This is a genomic window from Paraburkholderia sp. J12 (genome assembly GCF_905220215.1).
In the GTDB taxonomy this organism is placed as follows: domain Bacteria; phylum Pseudomonadota; class Gammaproteobacteria; order Burkholderiales; family Burkholderiaceae; genus Paraburkholderia.
In genome coordinates, this window is sequence record NZ_CAJMZC010000003.1 from 63,016 (window position 1) to 77,379 (window position 14,364).

The window sequence follows — 14,364 nt, forward strand, 5'->3', positions numbered from 1 at the left end:
TCATCCGCTCATTCACATTCAACGTACAGGACGTCACCATGACACCCACCTCCGTACAGGACCTGTTGAGTCACGCGTGGTTCGGCCTCATCGGCCTGATGCTCGTGCTTTACGTCGTCACGGACGGCTTCGACCTCGGCGTCGGCGCACTCACGCTGCTGCGCCGCCGCGAGAGCGACCGCGACCTCATGATCCAGTCCATCGGCCACGTCTGGGATGCCAACGAGACCTGGCTCGTCGCGCTCGGCGGCGCGCTCTTCGGCGCGTTTCCTTCGGCCTACGCGATGATTCTCTCGGATCTCTACGTGCCCGTGATGGTCCTCATCGCCAGCTTCATCATGCGCGGCGCCGCCATCGAGTTCCGTCACGCGGCTCACACCAGCAAGGCCGTGTGGGACCGCGTGTTCGGCATCGGCAGCCTGCTCGCGGCGATCTCGCAGGGCATCGTGCTCGGCAAGATTCTCACGGGCTTCGTACCGGGCCTCTCGAGCCTCGGCTTCATCGTCGCGACGGTGATCGGCGTAGTGTCCGGCTACTGCCTGCTCGGCGCCACCTGGCTCGTGAAGAAGACCGTGGGCGGCATCGAACACTGGGCACGCCGCTGCGCGACCTTGGCGACCTTTACCACCGTGGCCGCCGCGCTCGTGGTGTCGCTCGCCACGCTCGAACTGAGCCCGGTGGGCGTGACGCGCTGGCAGGAGCACGGCATCTTCCATCTGCTGATCGCGCTCGGCGTGCTCGCGGCGCTCGCCACGCTTTACGTGCTCTACGCCATCCGCATGCGCGGCGAGCACGGGCCGTTCGTGGGCTCCACCCTGCTCTTCGTGATTTCGTTTGCCGGCCTTGCCATCAGCATGTTTCCCTACATCGTGCCGGGCCAGCTCACCGTGAGCGACGCGGCCTCCGACAGCACCACGCTCACCTTCATGCTGTTCGGGATCGGCATCGTGCTGCCCATCATGATCGGCTACAACCTCTACCAGTACCACCTGTTCCGCGGCAAGGTCGTGCCCGTCAAGCACTGAATCAAGCACCAAAGCCCGAACTGTACTGCTGGAATTGCACGGGGACTGTGCCCCCGATACCGCCGGCCCTCGCCGTATGCTGGGAGGGTGTCGTATCGGGGCGCCTTCGAGGCTGCACGGCAGGTCGCCTGCCACGCGCCTGCGCCCCGGGCTCTTACCCGCTTTGCCAAGCATTGACGACGAGATCGTGAACGCCATCGCCGAACCCGTATTGCACCCGCCGATCCCGGCCACCACGAAGGCGCCCGTTCTGGACACGCTCGAACGCCCGCTACGGGACCTGCGGCTTTCCGTGATCGACCAGTGCAACTTCCGCTGCACGTACTGCATGCCGCGCGAGGTCTTCGGTGCGGACTATCCGTTCCTGCGCGCTTCGGAGCGGCTGTCCTTCGATCAGATGGTGAAGATTGCGAAAGCGTTTGCCGCGCTCGGCGTCGAGAAGATCCGCATCACGGGCGGCGAGCCGCTCCTGCGGCGCGGGCTCGAAACGCTCGTCGAACGCCTCGCCGGGCTCACCACGGCAAACGGCAAGCCGATGGATATCGCGCTCACGACGAACGGATCGCTCCTCGCAGCCAGGGCGCGCGCGCTGCGCGACGCTGGCCTGCGCCGCGTGACCGTGAGCCTCGATGCGATCGACGACGCCGTATTCCGGCGCATGAGCGACACCGACCTGCCTGTGGCCCGCATTCTGGACGGCATCGAAGCCGCGCAGGCAGCCGGCCTCGCGCCGGTCAAGGTCAACACCGTGATCGAGCGCGGCGTGAACGACGGCCAGATTCTCCCGCTCGTGCGCCACTTCCGCGGCACCGATATCGCGTTGCGCTTCATCGAATACATGGACGTAGGCGGCGCGAGCACCTGGTCGAACGCCACGGTGCTCACCGCGCGCGAGATCCGCGCCGTGGTCGAATCCGAATTCCCGCTGGTCGCGCTCGCGCCCGAGCACGCCTCGGCCACCGCCGTCAATTACCGGCACGCCGATGCACGCGGCCAGGTGGGTTTTATCGCCAGCATCTCGCAGCCGTTTTGCGGCGACTGCACGCGCGCGCGCGTGTCCGCCGACGGCCAGCTCTATACGTGTCTCTTCGCCACGCGGGGGACCGACCTCAAGCCTTGGCTGGGAGACGCCGAGCCCGTTGAAGCGCTGGCCGAAGCGCTGCGCCGCCGCTGGAGTGCGCGCGACGACCGCTACTCGGAACTGCGCTCGATCCGGCGCACGTCCGGCACGGGCAAACCCTACCCTACGGTCCGCATGTCGCTCGTCGGCGGCTGAGACGGTCCGTGCAGAGCGGTTATAAACACTGGAGAACAACACAGGAGAACGAATCATGAGGACAGCCGTATCCCAACCCGGCTCCCCGTCTGAAGACTTGCCCGACCACGATGCCGAAGCCCCCGAAGAGCCGCCGCGCGCGAGCATTGCCGCCGGCTTCGAGGTGCGCGTGCAGCGCACCAGCATCGACATTCACGCCGAAATGGCACCCATCATCCGCAATCCGAACGTCGGCGCCGTCGTCAACTTCGTCGGCGTCGTGCGCAACAGCGGCGACAGCGACGACGTGATCGCGCTCGAACTCGAGCACTATCCGGGCATGACCGAGCAATCGCTCTGGAGCATCGTCGAGGAAGCCAACGCGCGCTGGAAGGTGGACGCCGTGAAGATCGTGCACCGCATCGGGCGCGTCGCGCTCGGCAGCCCCGTCGTGCTCGTGGTGGTGGCGGCAGCGCATCGCGTGGCTGCCTTCGAGGCGTGCGAATTCCTGATGGACTTCCTGAAAACGCACGTGCCGCTCTGGAAGAAGGAAATTCGCCGCGACGGCGTCTCCGAATGGGTCGAAGCCAGAACAGGCGACGAGCAGGCCATGCTGCGTTGGGGCTAGGACCACGCCGCCTTCAATTCAAGCTACGGAAAAACCAGCGATGAAACTCACCATCAAGTATTTCGCGAGCCTTCGCGAGCAACTCGGCATCGATCAGGAATCGCTCGACATCGATGTGGCCGCCATCACGGTACACGCACTGCGCTCCCGGCTCGCCTCGCGGGACGAGCAGACATCCCAGGCGCTGCGCGAAGGCCGTCCCGTTCGTGTCGCCGTCAACCACGAAATGGTCACGGAAACATTCGTCGTACGGCAAGACAGCGAAGTGGCGTTCTTCCCACCCGTCACCGGAGGCTGACATTTCCTGAAAACCCCATGCGCTTGGCGCTTTTTTTTGGCCCTCGATGTATCCACAAAAATACAGCGAGGCAAGGCGCCATTCGCGTATCTCCAACCTACCCTACCCACCCCCACACGCTACAGAACAATGAAGAAGACAGTTCTTGCCCTCACGGCATTTGCGCTATCCGCAGGACAAAGCTACGCACAAAGCAGTGTCACGCTTTACGGTATCGTCGATACGGCGCTCATCTACGGCAACAACGAATCCACCGGCGGCAAAACGCCAACGGGCCACCCCGGCATCGAAATGGACAGCGGCGGCATTAGCGGCACGCGCTTCGGCCTGCGCGGCCAGGAAGACCTGGGCGGCGGGCTCTCCGCCATCTTCCGTCTCGAAGACGGCTTCTCCAGCGCGAACGGCAAGCTCAGCAACGCCGGGGACATCTTCGGCCGCCAGGTGTACATGGGCCTCAGTTCGACGACCTACGGCCGCCTCACGCTGGGCCGCCAGTACAGCTACATGTCGCAGTATCTCTCCGCGATCAGCGCGGAGGGCCTCGGCTGGGCCGGCAACCTCGCGGACCATCCGTTCGACAACGACGACATGATCCGCCATCAGAGCATCCGCAATTCGATCCGCTACGAGACGGTGAATTACGAGGGATTCAAGGCGGGCGCCATGTATGGCTTCTCCAACGAACCCGGCGAATTCTCGAATGATCGCGCCTATAGCTTTGGCGCGCGCTACGATCACGGCCCGGTCACGCTGATTGCGAGCTTCCTGCAGATCGACCGCTCCGCAGGCGCCTCGAACGTCAATACGGATGGCGCCGTCACCAACAACGACAGCGATGCCGTGATTTCAGGCGGCCGTCAGCAGATCTGGGGCATGGGCGCAAGTTATGCCATCGGCGCCGGCACCCTGGGTTTCGTCTGGACGCATTCGGCGACCAACGACGTGACGGGTGTGTTCCAGAACGGCAACCTCACGCCGCTCGAAGGCGACCTGCTGCGCTTCGATAACTTCGAGCTCAACGGCCGGTACTTCTTTACGCAGGCGTTCAGCCTCGCCGCGTCCTATACCTATACCGATGGCCACTTCGACTCGTCGACCGGCACCCTCTCGCCGAAGTGGCACGAGGCCATCGTGCAGGCGGACTACCGCTTCAGCCGACGCACCGATGTCTATCTGGAAAGCCTCTATCAGACAGTGAGCGGCGGCGGAGGCAATCCGGTCTTCAATGCGTCGATGTTCAACGTACCGCCTTCCGACGACAACCGGCAATTGCTCGTGGTGGCAGGCATTCGTCACCGCTTCTGATACGGGACGCCCGACTACAAAAGGCGGCTGACCATTCACATGGTCAGCCGCACAAACCACCGATCGCGATTGAATTATTTCAATTGCAATCGAATAAAAATCGGCACAAGACATTTGAAACGAATATCATCACGGAAGTCGCCGTTCAGCCTTCTCACAGGCCTATTATAAATTCTTCTTCATCGATAACGACACGTATTTCACCCTATGTCGATTGCCATTTCCAAAGAATTACCAATTCGAAAATAATTAGATTTTTCTGATTGTTTCCTTCCAGAAAATCAACTGTTTTACTGCGGATGAGCTGGCTAATATCGCATCCAAGGTCAGCGACATATCGAGTGCTCTCTGGACCTGGTCGACTTGCAGCACGACTGCCGGCCCTGCGCGATAGCGCATCTATCGCGAGTCTTTATCTCATCCGCAATGGAAGGAAATGCAAATGACTGATCTGTCGAGACGCAAGATGCTGGTGGGTGCGGCCGCTTCGGCCGCCGCACTCGGCGTGGCCGCCACTGCGAAAGCAGCCACCTTCGGCAACCCCGACAATCCCGCCGAAGGCGCGATCAACGCAAAGAGCCCCACCAGCCTGGACGATCCGGGTCCCAAGAACCCCGGCCTCGCCAGCCAGTTCCCGGACACGGGCAACCCGCCACCCACCGACGTGAACGGCATGGCCGAATTCTGGGCCTCGTTCAACAACGCGCCCAAGCGCATCCAGGACGGCGGCTGGGCCCGTCAGGTCACGCAGGAAGACTTCGCAATCTCCACCGAAATCTCCGGCGTCAACATGCGTCTCGCGAAGAACGGCATTCGCGAACTGCACTGGCACCAGCAGGCCGAATGGGCCGTGATGACCGACGGCAAATGCCGCATCACGATCATCGACGAACTGGGGCGCCCGCAGGTAGCCGACGTGAAGGCCGGCGACCTCTGGTACTTCCCGCCAGGCCTGCCGCACTCGCTGCAAGGCATCGGCCCGACCGGCGCCGAATTCGTGATCGCCTTCGACAACGGCATGGCGTCCGAATTCAACACGCTGCTGCTGACCGACTGGATCGCGCACACGCCGCCGGAAATCCTCTCCGCCAACTTCGGCGTGCCGGCCGACGCCTTCAAGAACATTCCGCTGAACAACCTGTGGATTTTCCAGGGCAAGGACCCGGGACCGCTCGCCGCCGACCAGGCCGCCGTCAAGTCTCCGCTCGGCCCGCCCACGTTCCCGTTCGTCTTCTCGCTGAGCGACCTGCCGCCGGTGCGCAAGACCGCGGGCGGCATGGTGCAGATCGCCGATAGCCGCAACTTCCGCGCTTCCAGCACGGTGGCGGCCGCGCTCGTCACGGTGAAGCCGGGCGGCATGCGCGAGCTCCACTGGCACCCGAATGCCGATGAATGGCAGTACTACATTTCCGGCGAAGGCCGCATGACGGTGTTCGATACGGGACCCCGCGCCATCACCAACGACTTCCGTGCCGGCGACATCGGCTATGTGAAGAAGAGCCTCGGCCACTACGTGCAGAACACGGGCAACACCGACCTCGTCTTCATGGAAATCTTCCGCTCGGATCACTACGCGGAAGTGTCGCTCTCCGACTGGCTGACCCACACCCCGCCGCAGATGGTCATGGAACACCTGAACATCACCCCGGACGTGCTGGCGAAGTTCCCGCGCAACCGCCCGGACATCGTGCCGGTCTGACGCTGCAACGTCCCTGCCCCAACACCTGCCCCGGGGCGTTTGCTCCGGGCAGGTGCGCGCAACGGCGGCAACGCCCGCCCCGCAACCGCTTCAACTCCCGGCAGCCACTCCATAAAGGCTGTTGCGGCCGATGGCGAACGACTTGAAGGCGTTGGCCATGCCGGCGAGTTCCTTCTCGGCGCGATGAACGATATGCCAGTTCCGCACCACGGGAAAGCCGACCACGTCCAGTACCGCAAGCATGCCCGCATTCAGTTCGAGCGATACGGCATGCGTAGAGAGGAAAGAGATTCCCATCCCCGACATGACCGCCTGCTTGATCGCCTCGGTGCCGCGAATCTCCACCGTGTCGCGCAGATCCATCACGCCGGCAAAACGTTGCTGCATGGTGCACCACGTGTCCGATCCTTTCTCGCGAACGATGAAGCGCTCGCCCTGCAGCGCGGCCAGATCGATGCGTTCCTTGCCCACGAGCGGATGCTGCGGCGAGGCGACGATCGCGAACACGTTCGGCGCGAACGGCGTGCTGCTCAGTTTCGGATCTTCCGGAGGATTGGCCATGATGGCCAGATCGACGCGGTTTTCCACGAGGCACCCCAGCAACGCTTCGCGATTCTCGATGGTGAGATCCAGTTCGACGCCCTGATTGCGGCGGGTGAATTCGGCGAGCAGTTTCGGGAGAAAGTAGCTCCCGGTGCTGACCACGCCAATGTTGAGTTTGCCGCCCGGAACCCGGCGCATGTTCGCGAGCGCCTCCTCGGCTTCGCGAAAGCAGCGGATGATCGTGCTGCAATGGCGCAGCATCTCGCGCCCCGCGGCGGTTAGGTAGATCTTCTTGCCGAGCTGCTCGAAGAGCGCCATGCCCGCGTGCTCCTCGAGATGCTTGATCTGTGTGGAAACGGCCGGCGCAGACAGATGTAGTTCGTTGGCCGCGCGCACGAAGCTCAAACGACGGGCAACGGTTTCGAAGGTTCTTATCTGGCGCAGCGTGGCATTTTTTACGTTCACGATGTAGAGGCAAAAGTCGAAGACGGTGAAGGCATCTGGAACGCCGGGTCGCGTCTCGTCGTGACCGGCGTTGGGGGGACCGCCGTAGCATAACCTCGCCGGTGGGCCCACCGGTATCACGCAATCATTGCAGGAATTTCATGTTCCCGGAGCGCCCGTGAAATGGGGACTTCGGCGCTCTCGTTACAGATGAAATCCCGTTGCGCCGCCTTGCAATAAACCGGTAATTCCACTTCGAAATCATTCGCTTGACTAAAGACATTCGAAACGCTCGCTCGTCCCGTCAAGAACAGGTACTCCGGTGAACCATGCGCATCCTTTTTGCCTCCCCGCCTCATCCCGAATCCGACTGGTTGTGCAAGGCGCTGCGCGAAAGCGCACATAGCCTGCAACGCACCCGAACCCTCGAAAGCGCCGCGGACGAAGCCGCGCGAGAGCGCTTCGACGCCATCGTCCTCGTAGTCAGCGATCCGGCGCGGTGCAGCGAGATCGAAGCCGTGCTGGAGCGCGTGTGCGCGGTCGCACGAGGCGCCATCGTCATGGCTTTGCTGCCGGCGGCCAATGCTCAGGACCGCGTGAAGATGCTGCGCGCAGGCGCCGATGCCTGCTTCGCAAGGCCGTTTTCGTTCCTCGAAGTGCACGAGCGGCTTCAGGCGCTGCGGCGCATGTCGGCCACCCAGTTTGCGCCCGTGTCGGAGCAGTTCGATATGAGCGAAGCGCTGCGGCTCGACTCGGTCACACGCGAACTCGTCAACGGCGAGCAACGCCTCCCGCTGACGAAGCGGGAATACCTCTTTTGCGAATGCCTGATGCGCGAAGTGGATGCGCCGGTCGCGCACGACCAGTTGATCCGCTACACGTGGCCCGAAAAGAGCGCTTTCGACTTCAGCAGCGTGAGCCCGCTGGTCTGGCGTTTGAGGAGCAAGTTAAAGAAGTCGCTGCCGTCGGTGCATATCAGCACCGTCAACGGCTTTGGCTATCAATTGCGCTTCGCGTAAGCGAAATATAAGGAGAGAATCATGCGCCCGTGATCACGCGAGTCCGACTGCAGGACCCCGGCCGCCCTGCGCGGCCCATAGCGGTAACTTGAAGTACCGGCCCATAACGACAACATGGCCGGCACCCGTGACGGGGTGCCGGCCATGTCGTGTGCAACGGCGCAGCACGCTGCGCCCCGTACGTCACCCATTACGAATGGGCGTAGACCGTCGAATTCAGGTAGGCAAGCTGGCCGTCCTGCTCGGCCTGGATGAGTTCGTTGTACACCTGTGCACGGGTCTTCTCCGCGACCGGCTGGCCATACGGCGGCACCCATTGACCGGCCTGCGCGGGCTGGCCGGCTTGTGCGACCTGCGCGGGTTGAGCCGCGGTGTTGGCGTCGTTCGATTGAGCAAAAGCAGTAGTCGTAGCCGTGGCACCCAGCATTGCGATCGCGATCATCAGGTATTTCATGACGGTTTTCCTTGAAACGGTGAGGGAGAGAGCCTGACGGCGTTTGCGTTGCGCCGTTCGGTGATCAAACGATACGCACCTGCCTCTAGCCGGGCCATTTCATCAAGATGAAATCAAATTTAAACGGCGGCGCGCGGTCGGCGCATCGCCCATGAGATCGCGTGTCATTCGAGCGGGCGCGAAACCGGGTACCCTGTCGTGCCGGCCCTGCGTAGCGGCCGCCCCTCCGTCCCGTTCAATCACCCGGATAATCGATGAAACCGATGCCCGTGACCACGCCGATACTGGCCGCCCTTGGGGCCGCCCTCGCCCTTTCCTGCCTGCTGCCCGCGGCCGCTTCGGCCGAGCCCGTGGCAACGCCGGAACAGCTTGCCGCCCCCGGCACACAAACGGTTCTCTCCCTGGAGGCCAGCGGCGTGCAGATCTACGAATGCAGGCAGGATCAGGAGGGCAAGCTCGCCTGGGCGCTCAAGGCGCCCGAAGCCGATCTCTACGACGATGCCGGCGTGCTGGAAATCCATCATTTCGCCGGTCCGTCCTGGCGCGCGAACGACGGCAGCCAGATCGAGGGCAAGCTGCTGCGGCAAGTGCCGGGCGACAGGCCCGGCAGCATCGCCCAGTTGTTGCTGGAGGCTAAAAGTGTAGGCTCGGACGGCGTCCTCTCGAACGTCCGCTTCGTGCAGCGCCTGGCCACGGCGGGCGGCGTGGCCCCGGCGCAGGCGTGCGCCACCGCGGGCCAGACGGGCCGTTCGCCCTATATCGCGCGCTATGTTTTTCTAAAGTGACGAGGCGCGAGGCGCACCGTCTCGCGAACCGCGCGTCCGGCGAAATGAGGGCGGCGCCTCGTAACCCTCCGGCTGCTCGCTCCTGAGCGCATGGAACATGCGCCCCAGCCGGCCATAGGCCGTGTCGTACGCCACCAGCGGCGCAACGTGCAACTGGCAGTCGTGCAGATTCACGAAATCGGCGAACTGGTGGTAGGTCGCTTCGTCCAGGCACCAGCGCCCCGACCGCTTGCCGGTATCGAGCACGTGCGCAATGGCGCGTTGCGCGCGTGCCATCGCCTCCTTGTCGAGAATTCCATATCCGCTATCGCTCAGGAATCCTGTCAACATGAGCATGCGCGTCATGGTCTCGGCAGCACCGAACCAGCCCTTGCCTCGCCGCAAGGCTTCGAGTGCGCCATGAAAGCGAAGGGAAATCAGGTCTGCCCGAGCCCGGCTCATGGGCAGGAGTGCCGCCTTTTTCGCGCGGGCCTGGAGGCCTTGCTTCAAGCGGTTATACGGGTTGGAGTGTGACATGGGCTATCAGGAAATGAAGGGTGAAACGCTTTGTCAACCAGCATAGCAATGGCCCCTTGACACCCATCTGTTGAAACCGTGAAAAACGTTTCATTCGCCCCATAAAACATCCTTCATCAAGGCGAAGAGTTATTTCAACAAGCAGTGCGAAATGCTGCGGCACAATCGTTCGACCTGTCTGTCCTCTTCCCACTCCTCCAGACCATGAATCAGCTACAAGCGATGCGCGTGTTCGTACGTGTAGTCGATCTGGCCAGCTTCAACCTCGCGGCCAGACAGCTCGGCATGTCGGCGGCGGCCGCGACGCGCAGCATCAACACGCTGGAATCGCACCTCAAGATTCGCTTGCTCAACCGCACCACGCGCAGCTTTTCGCTGACCGAAGTCGGGCGCGAGTATCTCGAAGGCTGCCGCACGATCATCGAAAAGCTCGACGAAATCGAGTTCAACCTCACACAGTCGAGCAGTTTTCCGAGCGGCAAGCTGCGCATCGGCGCGCCGGCGACTTTCGCAAACGCGCGGCTGGGCATGCTGCTGGCCGGCTATCGCCTCGCATACCCGGACGTGGATTTCGAGGTCACGACCTTCGACACGCAGATCGACCCGGTCGAGAACGGCTTCGACGTCTGCTTCGTGGACGACCGCAGCTTCAGCAGCTCGACGCTCGTGACGCGCTCGCTCACGCGTGTCGAGGAAGTGCTCGTGGCATCGCCTTCTTATCTGGCCGCGCACGGCACGCCGCAAACGCCCTCCGAGTTGAACGACCACGGGCTGCTGGCCGTGACCGACGGCACATCGAAGAGCTGGGAATTCGCCAACGACGAATGCGTGAGCCGCGTCAACGCCGGGAAGACGCTGAGCTCGACCAGCAGCACGCTCGTGCGCACGGCTGCGCTCCAGCACATGGGCATTGCCCTGCTCTCGCGCGAATTCGTGCAGCGCGACCTCGACCGCGGGCGTCTCGTGGCCTTGCTCGCGGACTTCAAGATCAACGGCGGCCCTCGCAGTCTTTCGATGCTGTATTCGGGCCGCAACTATCTCTCGATGAAGGTGCGCAGCTTCGTGGACTTCGTCGTCAACGAGTATCGCCATGCCGGCAAGCGGGCGAGGGCGGCACAGGCGGATTAAGCGCCATGAAAAGAAGCCTGCCGATCCCCGCAGCGAGCCCGAACCCGCCTGCGGGCGCTCAAACCATGGCAGGCGATCAACAAACACAACATCTTGCGTTCGACCTATATTTCGAATATATTGGAAATATGGAAGAGAACGATGTTATCCGCGCTCTCGGAGCGCTTGCTCACGGGCTACGTCTGCGTGTGTTCCGGATGCTGATCGTAGCCGGTCCGGATGGACTGACGCCCGGCGCCATCGCCGAGCAACTTGACGTTCCCAACGCAACCCTCTCCTTTCACCTGAAGGAGTTGACGAATGCGGGGCTGGTTACGCAGGAACGCGACGGGCGCAGCCTGATCTACCGCGCGGCGTACGAGCAAATGAACGGGCTGCTCGGCTATCTGACCGAAAACTGCTGCCAGGGCCAGCCCTGCCTCGAACCGGGCGCAGGGGCATGCCGGTGCTGAGCCGCCAGAACGAACCATCGTCAGAAGCGCCCGACTGCTGCCGGGACTCACCGCCATGACCACGAACATACTCATACTCTGCACGCACAATTCCGCACGCAGTGTGCTCTCCGAAGCGATGCTGAATCACTGGGCGCACAAGCTCGGCAAGGACGTCCGCGCGTTCAGTGCAGGCAGTGCGCCGAGTGGCCGGATCCACCCCTTCGCCATCGAAGCGCTGACCCGTGCGGGCATCGATACGCAAGGCTATCGCAGCAAGAGCTGGGATGAGTTCGTTGCGAACGGCGCGCCGCAGATGCGCATCGTCATCACGGTCTGCGACAGCGCGGCTGCCGAAGCTTGCCCCTTCTGGCCGGGCAGCCCGGTCAAGGTCCATTGGGGTTATGCGGACCCGTCGAACACGCCGGGCGGCGACGAAGGCAAGCGACAGGCGTTCGAACTCACACGCCAGGCGATCGGCTATCGCATGTTGCAGTTGCTCGCGCTGCCACTGGGCTCTCTGAGCGACGCCGGGTTGCAGCAGGCACTCAACGACATCATGCAGAGCTGAACCCAACTCTATCGATTAGTCTCATGAACACCCCCCATGTCGCCGCTTCGGAGAAAACTGCCTCGAAGCCGGCCATCGGCTTTTTCGAACGCTACCTGACCCTCTGGGTTGCGCTATGCATCGTCGCGGGCATCCTGCTCGGCCAGCTATTGCCCGCGGTATTCCAGGCGATTGGGCGGATGGAGTACGCCCACGTCAATCTCCCGGTCGGACTGCTGATCTGGGTGATGATCATCCCGATGCTGGTCAAAGTCGATTTCGGCTCGCTGCACGAAGTGCGGCAGCACATCCGGGGGATCGGCGTCACGCTCGTCGTGAACTGGCTGGTCAAGCCGTTCTCGATGGCGTTGCTCGGCTGGCTCTTCATCAAGCATCTTTTTGCCCCGATGCTGCCCGCCGCGCAACTCGACAGCTATGTGGCCGGACTGATTCTGCTGGCCGCGGCGCCCTGCACGGCAATGGTGTTCGTCTGGAGCCGGCTGACGGGCGGCGATCCGCTCTTCACGCTCTCGCAGGTGGCCTTGAACGACAGCATCATGGTGATTGCGTTTGCGCCGCTCGTCGGCCTGTTGCTCGGTATCTCCGCGATAACGGTGCCGTGGGCGACGCTGCTCACCTCGGTCCTGCTCTACATCGTGATCCCGGTGGTCCTCGCACAGATCCTGCGTAAAGCGCTGCTCCGCAAGGGGCAAACCGCATTCGACGCGGCAATGGCCAGGATCGGTCCCTGGTCCATTACGGCGCTGCTCGCGACGCTGGTGCTGCTGTTCGCCTTTCAGGGCGAAGCCATCCTGGCGCAGCCTCTCGTCATCGTGCTGCTTGCCGTGCCGATCCTGATCCAGGTGTTCTTCAATTCGGCGCTGGCCTACTGGCTCAACCGTGCGGTCGGCGAGAAGCACAATATTGCCTGCCCCTCCGCCCTGATCGGCGCGTCGAACTTCTTCGAGCTGGCCGTGGCCACCGCGATCGGCCTGTTCGGCTTTCATTCCGGCGCCGCGCTCGCAACGGTCGTGGGCGTGTTGATCGAGGTACCGGTCATGCTGATCGTGGTGCGTATCGTCAACCGCTCGAAAGACTGGTACGAGTGTGTATAAGGATTACGAAATAACTCCATGAACATCTATCACAACCCCGACTGCGGGACCTCGCGCAACACGCTCGCGATGATACGCAACGCGGGTGTCGAGCCGACGGTCATTGAATACCTGAAACAGGCCCCTTCGCGTGACGAACTGCGCGAGCTCATCCGCCTCGCGGGGCTGAGCGTACGCGATGTGTTGCGTCAAAAGGGCACGCCCTACGCAGACCTGCACCTGGACAATCCGGCCTTGACGGACGACCAGTTGCTCGATGCGATGATGGCGCACCCCGTGCTCATCAACCGCCCCTTCGTGATGACCTCGATGGGTGTGCGGCTGTGCCGCCCGTCCGAAGTGGTGCTCGAAATCCTTCCCGTGCCGCAGCGCAGCGCCTTCACGAAAGAAGACGGCGAGCCGGTGATCAACGCGGAGGGCAAGCGTGTCAGACTCGATAGCTAAACTCGCGACTGAACTGCCTCAGCTCGACCCATCACTGTTTCGCCTACCCGATATCGAGCACCTGCGGCCCGCGAAAGCCTCGACTCACCCGCCGCGCATCCTGCTGCTTTACGGTTCGCTGCGAGAGCGCTCGTTCAGCCGCCTGTTGACCGAAGAAGCCGCTCGCCTGCTCACGGTCATGGGTGCCGAAGTCCGCACGTTCAACCCGAGCGGCCTGCCGCTGCCGGACGACGCGCCGGACACGCACCCCAAGGTAGCCGAACTGCGCGACCTGGTGCTGTGGTCCGAAGGCATGGTGTGGTGCTCGCCGGAGCGGCACGGCGCGATGACGGGCATCATGAAGTCGCAGATCGACTGGATTCCGCTCTCGGTGGGCGCGATCCGGCCGACGCAGGGCAAGACGCTCGCCGTGATGCAGGTGAGCGGCGGCTCGCAGTCGTTCAATGCGGTCAACCAGATGCGCGTGCTCGGCCGCTGGATGCGCATGCTGACCATCCCGAACCAGTCTTCGGTCGCTAAGGCCTACGCTGAGTTCGACGAAGCCGGCCGCATGAGACCGTCTGCCTACTTCGACCGCGTGGTGGACGTGATGGAAGAACTGGTCAAGTTCACGTTGCTGACCCGCGACATCGGACCGTATCTCGTGGACCGGTATAGCGAACGCAAGGAAAGCGCCGCGGAACTGACCGGGCGCGTGAATCAGGCCAGTATCTGACCCACGACGG

Annotated in this window: 17 protein-coding genes; 14 read left to right on the top strand and 3 right to left on the bottom strand. The window is 62.9% G+C overall.

Features of this window, described 5'->3' with window-relative positions:
- The first annotated feature begins 38 nt into the window (after positions 1–38).
- From cydB to U5760_RS08995, 6 genes are all read left to right on the top strand, one after another.
- Positions 39–1,025 carry a cytochrome d ubiquinol oxidase subunit II gene (cydB, locus tag U5760_RS08970; RefSeq protein ID WP_322011166.1) on the top strand — a complete coding sequence of 329 codons (987 nt, stop codon included), beginning with the start codon at positions 39–41 and terminating at the stop codon, positions 1,023–1,025.
- A gap of 187 nt (positions 1,026–1,212) precedes the next feature.
- Positions 1,213–2,301: a GTP 3',8-cyclase MoaA gene (gene moaA, locus U5760_RS08975; protein ID WP_415914067.1), complete on the top strand. Its 1,089-nt coding sequence runs from the start codon at positions 1,213–1,215 to the stop codon at positions 2,299–2,301.
- A 55-nt stretch (positions 2,302–2,356) separates the two neighbouring features.
- Entirely contained in the window at positions 2,357–2,908 is a 552-nt protein-coding gene (locus tag U5760_RS08980; protein WP_322011168.1) for a molybdenum cofactor biosynthesis protein MoaE, read from the top strand.
- 40 nt (positions 2,909–2,948) lie between these two features.
- Entirely contained in the window at positions 2,949–3,206 is a 258-nt protein-coding gene (gene moaD / locus U5760_RS08985; RefSeq protein WP_322011169.1) for a molybdopterin converting factor subunit 1, read from the top strand.
- 129 nt (positions 3,207–3,335) lie between these two features.
- Positions 3,336–4,511 carry a porin gene (locus U5760_RS08990; protein ID WP_322011170.1) on the top strand — a complete coding sequence of 392 codons (1,176 nt, stop codon included), beginning with the start codon at positions 3,336–3,338 and terminating at the stop codon, positions 4,509–4,511.
- 442 nt (positions 4,512–4,953) lie between these two features.
- Complete coding sequence (locus U5760_RS08995) at positions 4,954–6,210, top strand: cupin domain-containing protein (RefSeq protein ID WP_322011171.1); 1,257 nt, start codon at positions 4,954–4,956, stop codon at positions 6,208–6,210.
- A gap of 90 nt (positions 6,211–6,300) precedes the next feature.
- Here the strand turns inward: U5760_RS08995 and U5760_RS09000 are convergent, their stop codons facing one another.
- Entirely contained in the window at positions 6,301–7,218 is a 918-nt protein-coding gene (locus U5760_RS09000; RefSeq protein ID WP_322011172.1) for a LysR substrate-binding domain-containing protein, read from the bottom strand.
- A gap of 308 nt (positions 7,219–7,526) precedes the next feature.
- Here U5760_RS09000 and U5760_RS09005 point away from each other — a divergent pair, with 308 nt between their 5' ends.
- Complete coding sequence (locus tag U5760_RS09005) at positions 7,527–8,216, top strand: response regulator transcription factor (protein ID WP_322011174.1); 690 nt, start codon at positions 7,527–7,529, stop codon at positions 8,214–8,216.
- Positions 8,217–8,406: 190 nt separating this feature from the next.
- Here U5760_RS09005 and U5760_RS09010 read toward each other — a convergent pair whose 3' ends face one another.
- Positions 8,407–8,670, bottom strand: coding sequence for a DUF4148 domain-containing protein (locus U5760_RS09010; RefSeq protein WP_322011176.1), 264 nt, complete (start codon positions 8,668–8,670; stop codon positions 8,407–8,409).
- Between the two features lie 254 nt (positions 8,671–8,924).
- On the opposite strand from U5760_RS09010, the gene U5760_RS09015 reads away from it, so the two are divergent.
- The gene (locus tag U5760_RS09015) at positions 8,925–9,455 is read left to right on the top strand and encodes a DUF3455 domain-containing protein (protein ID WP_322011178.1); all 531 of its coding nucleotides are present in this window, start codon (positions 8,925–8,927) and stop codon (positions 9,453–9,455) included.
- Here the strand turns inward: U5760_RS09015 and U5760_RS09020 are convergent.
- Entirely contained in the window at positions 9,447–9,971 is a 525-nt protein-coding gene (locus U5760_RS09020; RefSeq protein WP_322011179.1) for a hypothetical protein, read from the bottom strand. The two genes, U5760_RS09015 and U5760_RS09020, sit on opposite strands and share 9 nt — an antisense overlap.
- A 204-nt stretch (positions 9,972–10,175) precedes the next feature.
- On the opposite strand from U5760_RS09020, the gene U5760_RS09025 reads away from it, so the two are divergent.
- The 6 genes from U5760_RS09025 (at position 10,176) to arsH (ending at position 14,354) form a co-directional block, all read left to right on the top strand.
- Positions 10,176–11,099, top strand: a complete 924-nt coding sequence (locus U5760_RS09025) for a LysR family transcriptional regulator (RefSeq protein ID WP_322011181.1) — start codon at positions 10,176–10,178, stop codon at positions 11,097–11,099.
- Between the two features lie 128 nt (positions 11,100–11,227).
- On the top strand, positions 11,228–11,551 hold the full coding sequence (locus tag U5760_RS09030; RefSeq protein WP_322011716.1) for a metalloregulator ArsR/SmtB family transcription factor: 324 nt from the start codon (positions 11,228–11,230) through the stop codon (positions 11,549–11,551).
- Between the two features lie 55 nt (positions 11,552–11,606).
- Positions 11,607–12,101: an arsenate reductase ArsC gene (locus U5760_RS09035; RefSeq protein WP_322011182.1), complete on the top strand. Its 495-nt coding sequence runs from the start codon at positions 11,607–11,609 to the stop codon at positions 12,099–12,101.
- Positions 12,102–12,124: 23 nt separating this feature from the next.
- Positions 12,125–13,195: an ACR3 family arsenite efflux transporter gene (gene arsB, locus U5760_RS09040; protein WP_322011183.1), complete on the top strand. Its 1,071-nt coding sequence runs from the start codon at positions 12,125–12,127 to the stop codon at positions 13,193–13,195.
- Positions 13,196–13,213: 18 nt separating this feature from the next.
- Complete coding sequence (gene arsC / locus U5760_RS09045; RefSeq protein WP_322011184.1) at positions 13,214–13,639, top strand: arsenate reductase (glutaredoxin); 426 nt, start codon at positions 13,214–13,216, stop codon at positions 13,637–13,639.
- On the top strand, positions 13,620–14,354 hold the full coding sequence (gene arsH, locus U5760_RS09050; RefSeq protein ID WP_415914068.1) for an arsenical resistance protein ArsH: 735 nt from the start codon (positions 13,620–13,622) through the stop codon (positions 14,352–14,354). The genes arsC and arsH overlap by 20 nt, the downstream gene beginning before the upstream one ends.
- Positions 14,355–14,364: the final 10 nt, after the last annotated feature.

Excerpts from the sequence above, each read along its gene's own strand:
- U5760_RS09035 (WP_322011182.1), top strand. The coding sequence starts at position 11,607 with ATGACCACGAACATACTCATACTCTGCACGCACAATTCCGCACGCAGT.
- U5760_RS09020 (WP_322011179.1), bottom strand. The coding sequence starts at position 9,971 with ATGTCACACTCCAACCCGTATAACCGCTTGAAGCAAGGCCTCCAGGCC.
- arsB (WP_322011183.1), top strand. The coding sequence starts at position 12,125 with ATGAACACCCCCCATGTCGCCGCTTCGGAGAAAACTGCCTCGAAGCCG.
- arsC (WP_322011184.1), top strand. The coding sequence starts at position 13,214 with ATGAACATCTATCACAACCCCGACTGCGGGACCTCGCGCAACACGCTC.
- U5760_RS09015 (WP_322011178.1), top strand. The coding sequence starts at position 8,925 with ATGAAACCGATGCCCGTGACCACGCCGATACTGGCCGCCCTTGGGGCC.
- U5760_RS08990 (WP_322011170.1), top strand. The coding sequence starts at position 3,336 with ATGAAGAAGACAGTTCTTGCCCTCACGGCATTTGCGCTATCCGCAGGA.
- U5760_RS09005 (WP_322011174.1), top strand. The coding sequence starts at position 7,527 with ATGCGCATCCTTTTTGCCTCCCCGCCTCATCCCGAATCCGACTGGTTG.
- U5760_RS09030 (WP_322011716.1), top strand. The coding sequence starts at position 11,228 with ATGGAAGAGAACGATGTTATCCGCGCTCTCGGAGCGCTTGCTCACGGG.
- U5760_RS09025 (WP_322011181.1), top strand. The coding sequence starts at position 10,176 with ATGAATCAGCTACAAGCGATGCGCGTGTTCGTACGTGTAGTCGATCTG.
- U5760_RS08995 (WP_322011171.1), top strand. The coding sequence starts at position 4,954 with ATGACTGATCTGTCGAGACGCAAGATGCTGGTGGGTGCGGCCGCTTCG.
- U5760_RS09010 (WP_322011176.1), bottom strand. The coding sequence starts at position 8,670 with ATGAAATACCTGATGATCGCGATCGCAATGCTGGGTGCCACGGCTACG.
- cydB (WP_322011166.1), top strand. The coding sequence starts at position 39 with ATGACACCCACCTCCGTACAGGACCTGTTGAGTCACGCGTGGTTCGGC.
- U5760_RS08980 (WP_322011168.1), top strand. The coding sequence starts at position 2,357 with ATGAGGACAGCCGTATCCCAACCCGGCTCCCCGTCTGAAGACTTGCCC.
- moaD (WP_322011169.1), top strand. The coding sequence starts at position 2,949 with ATGAAACTCACCATCAAGTATTTCGCGAGCCTTCGCGAGCAACTCGGC.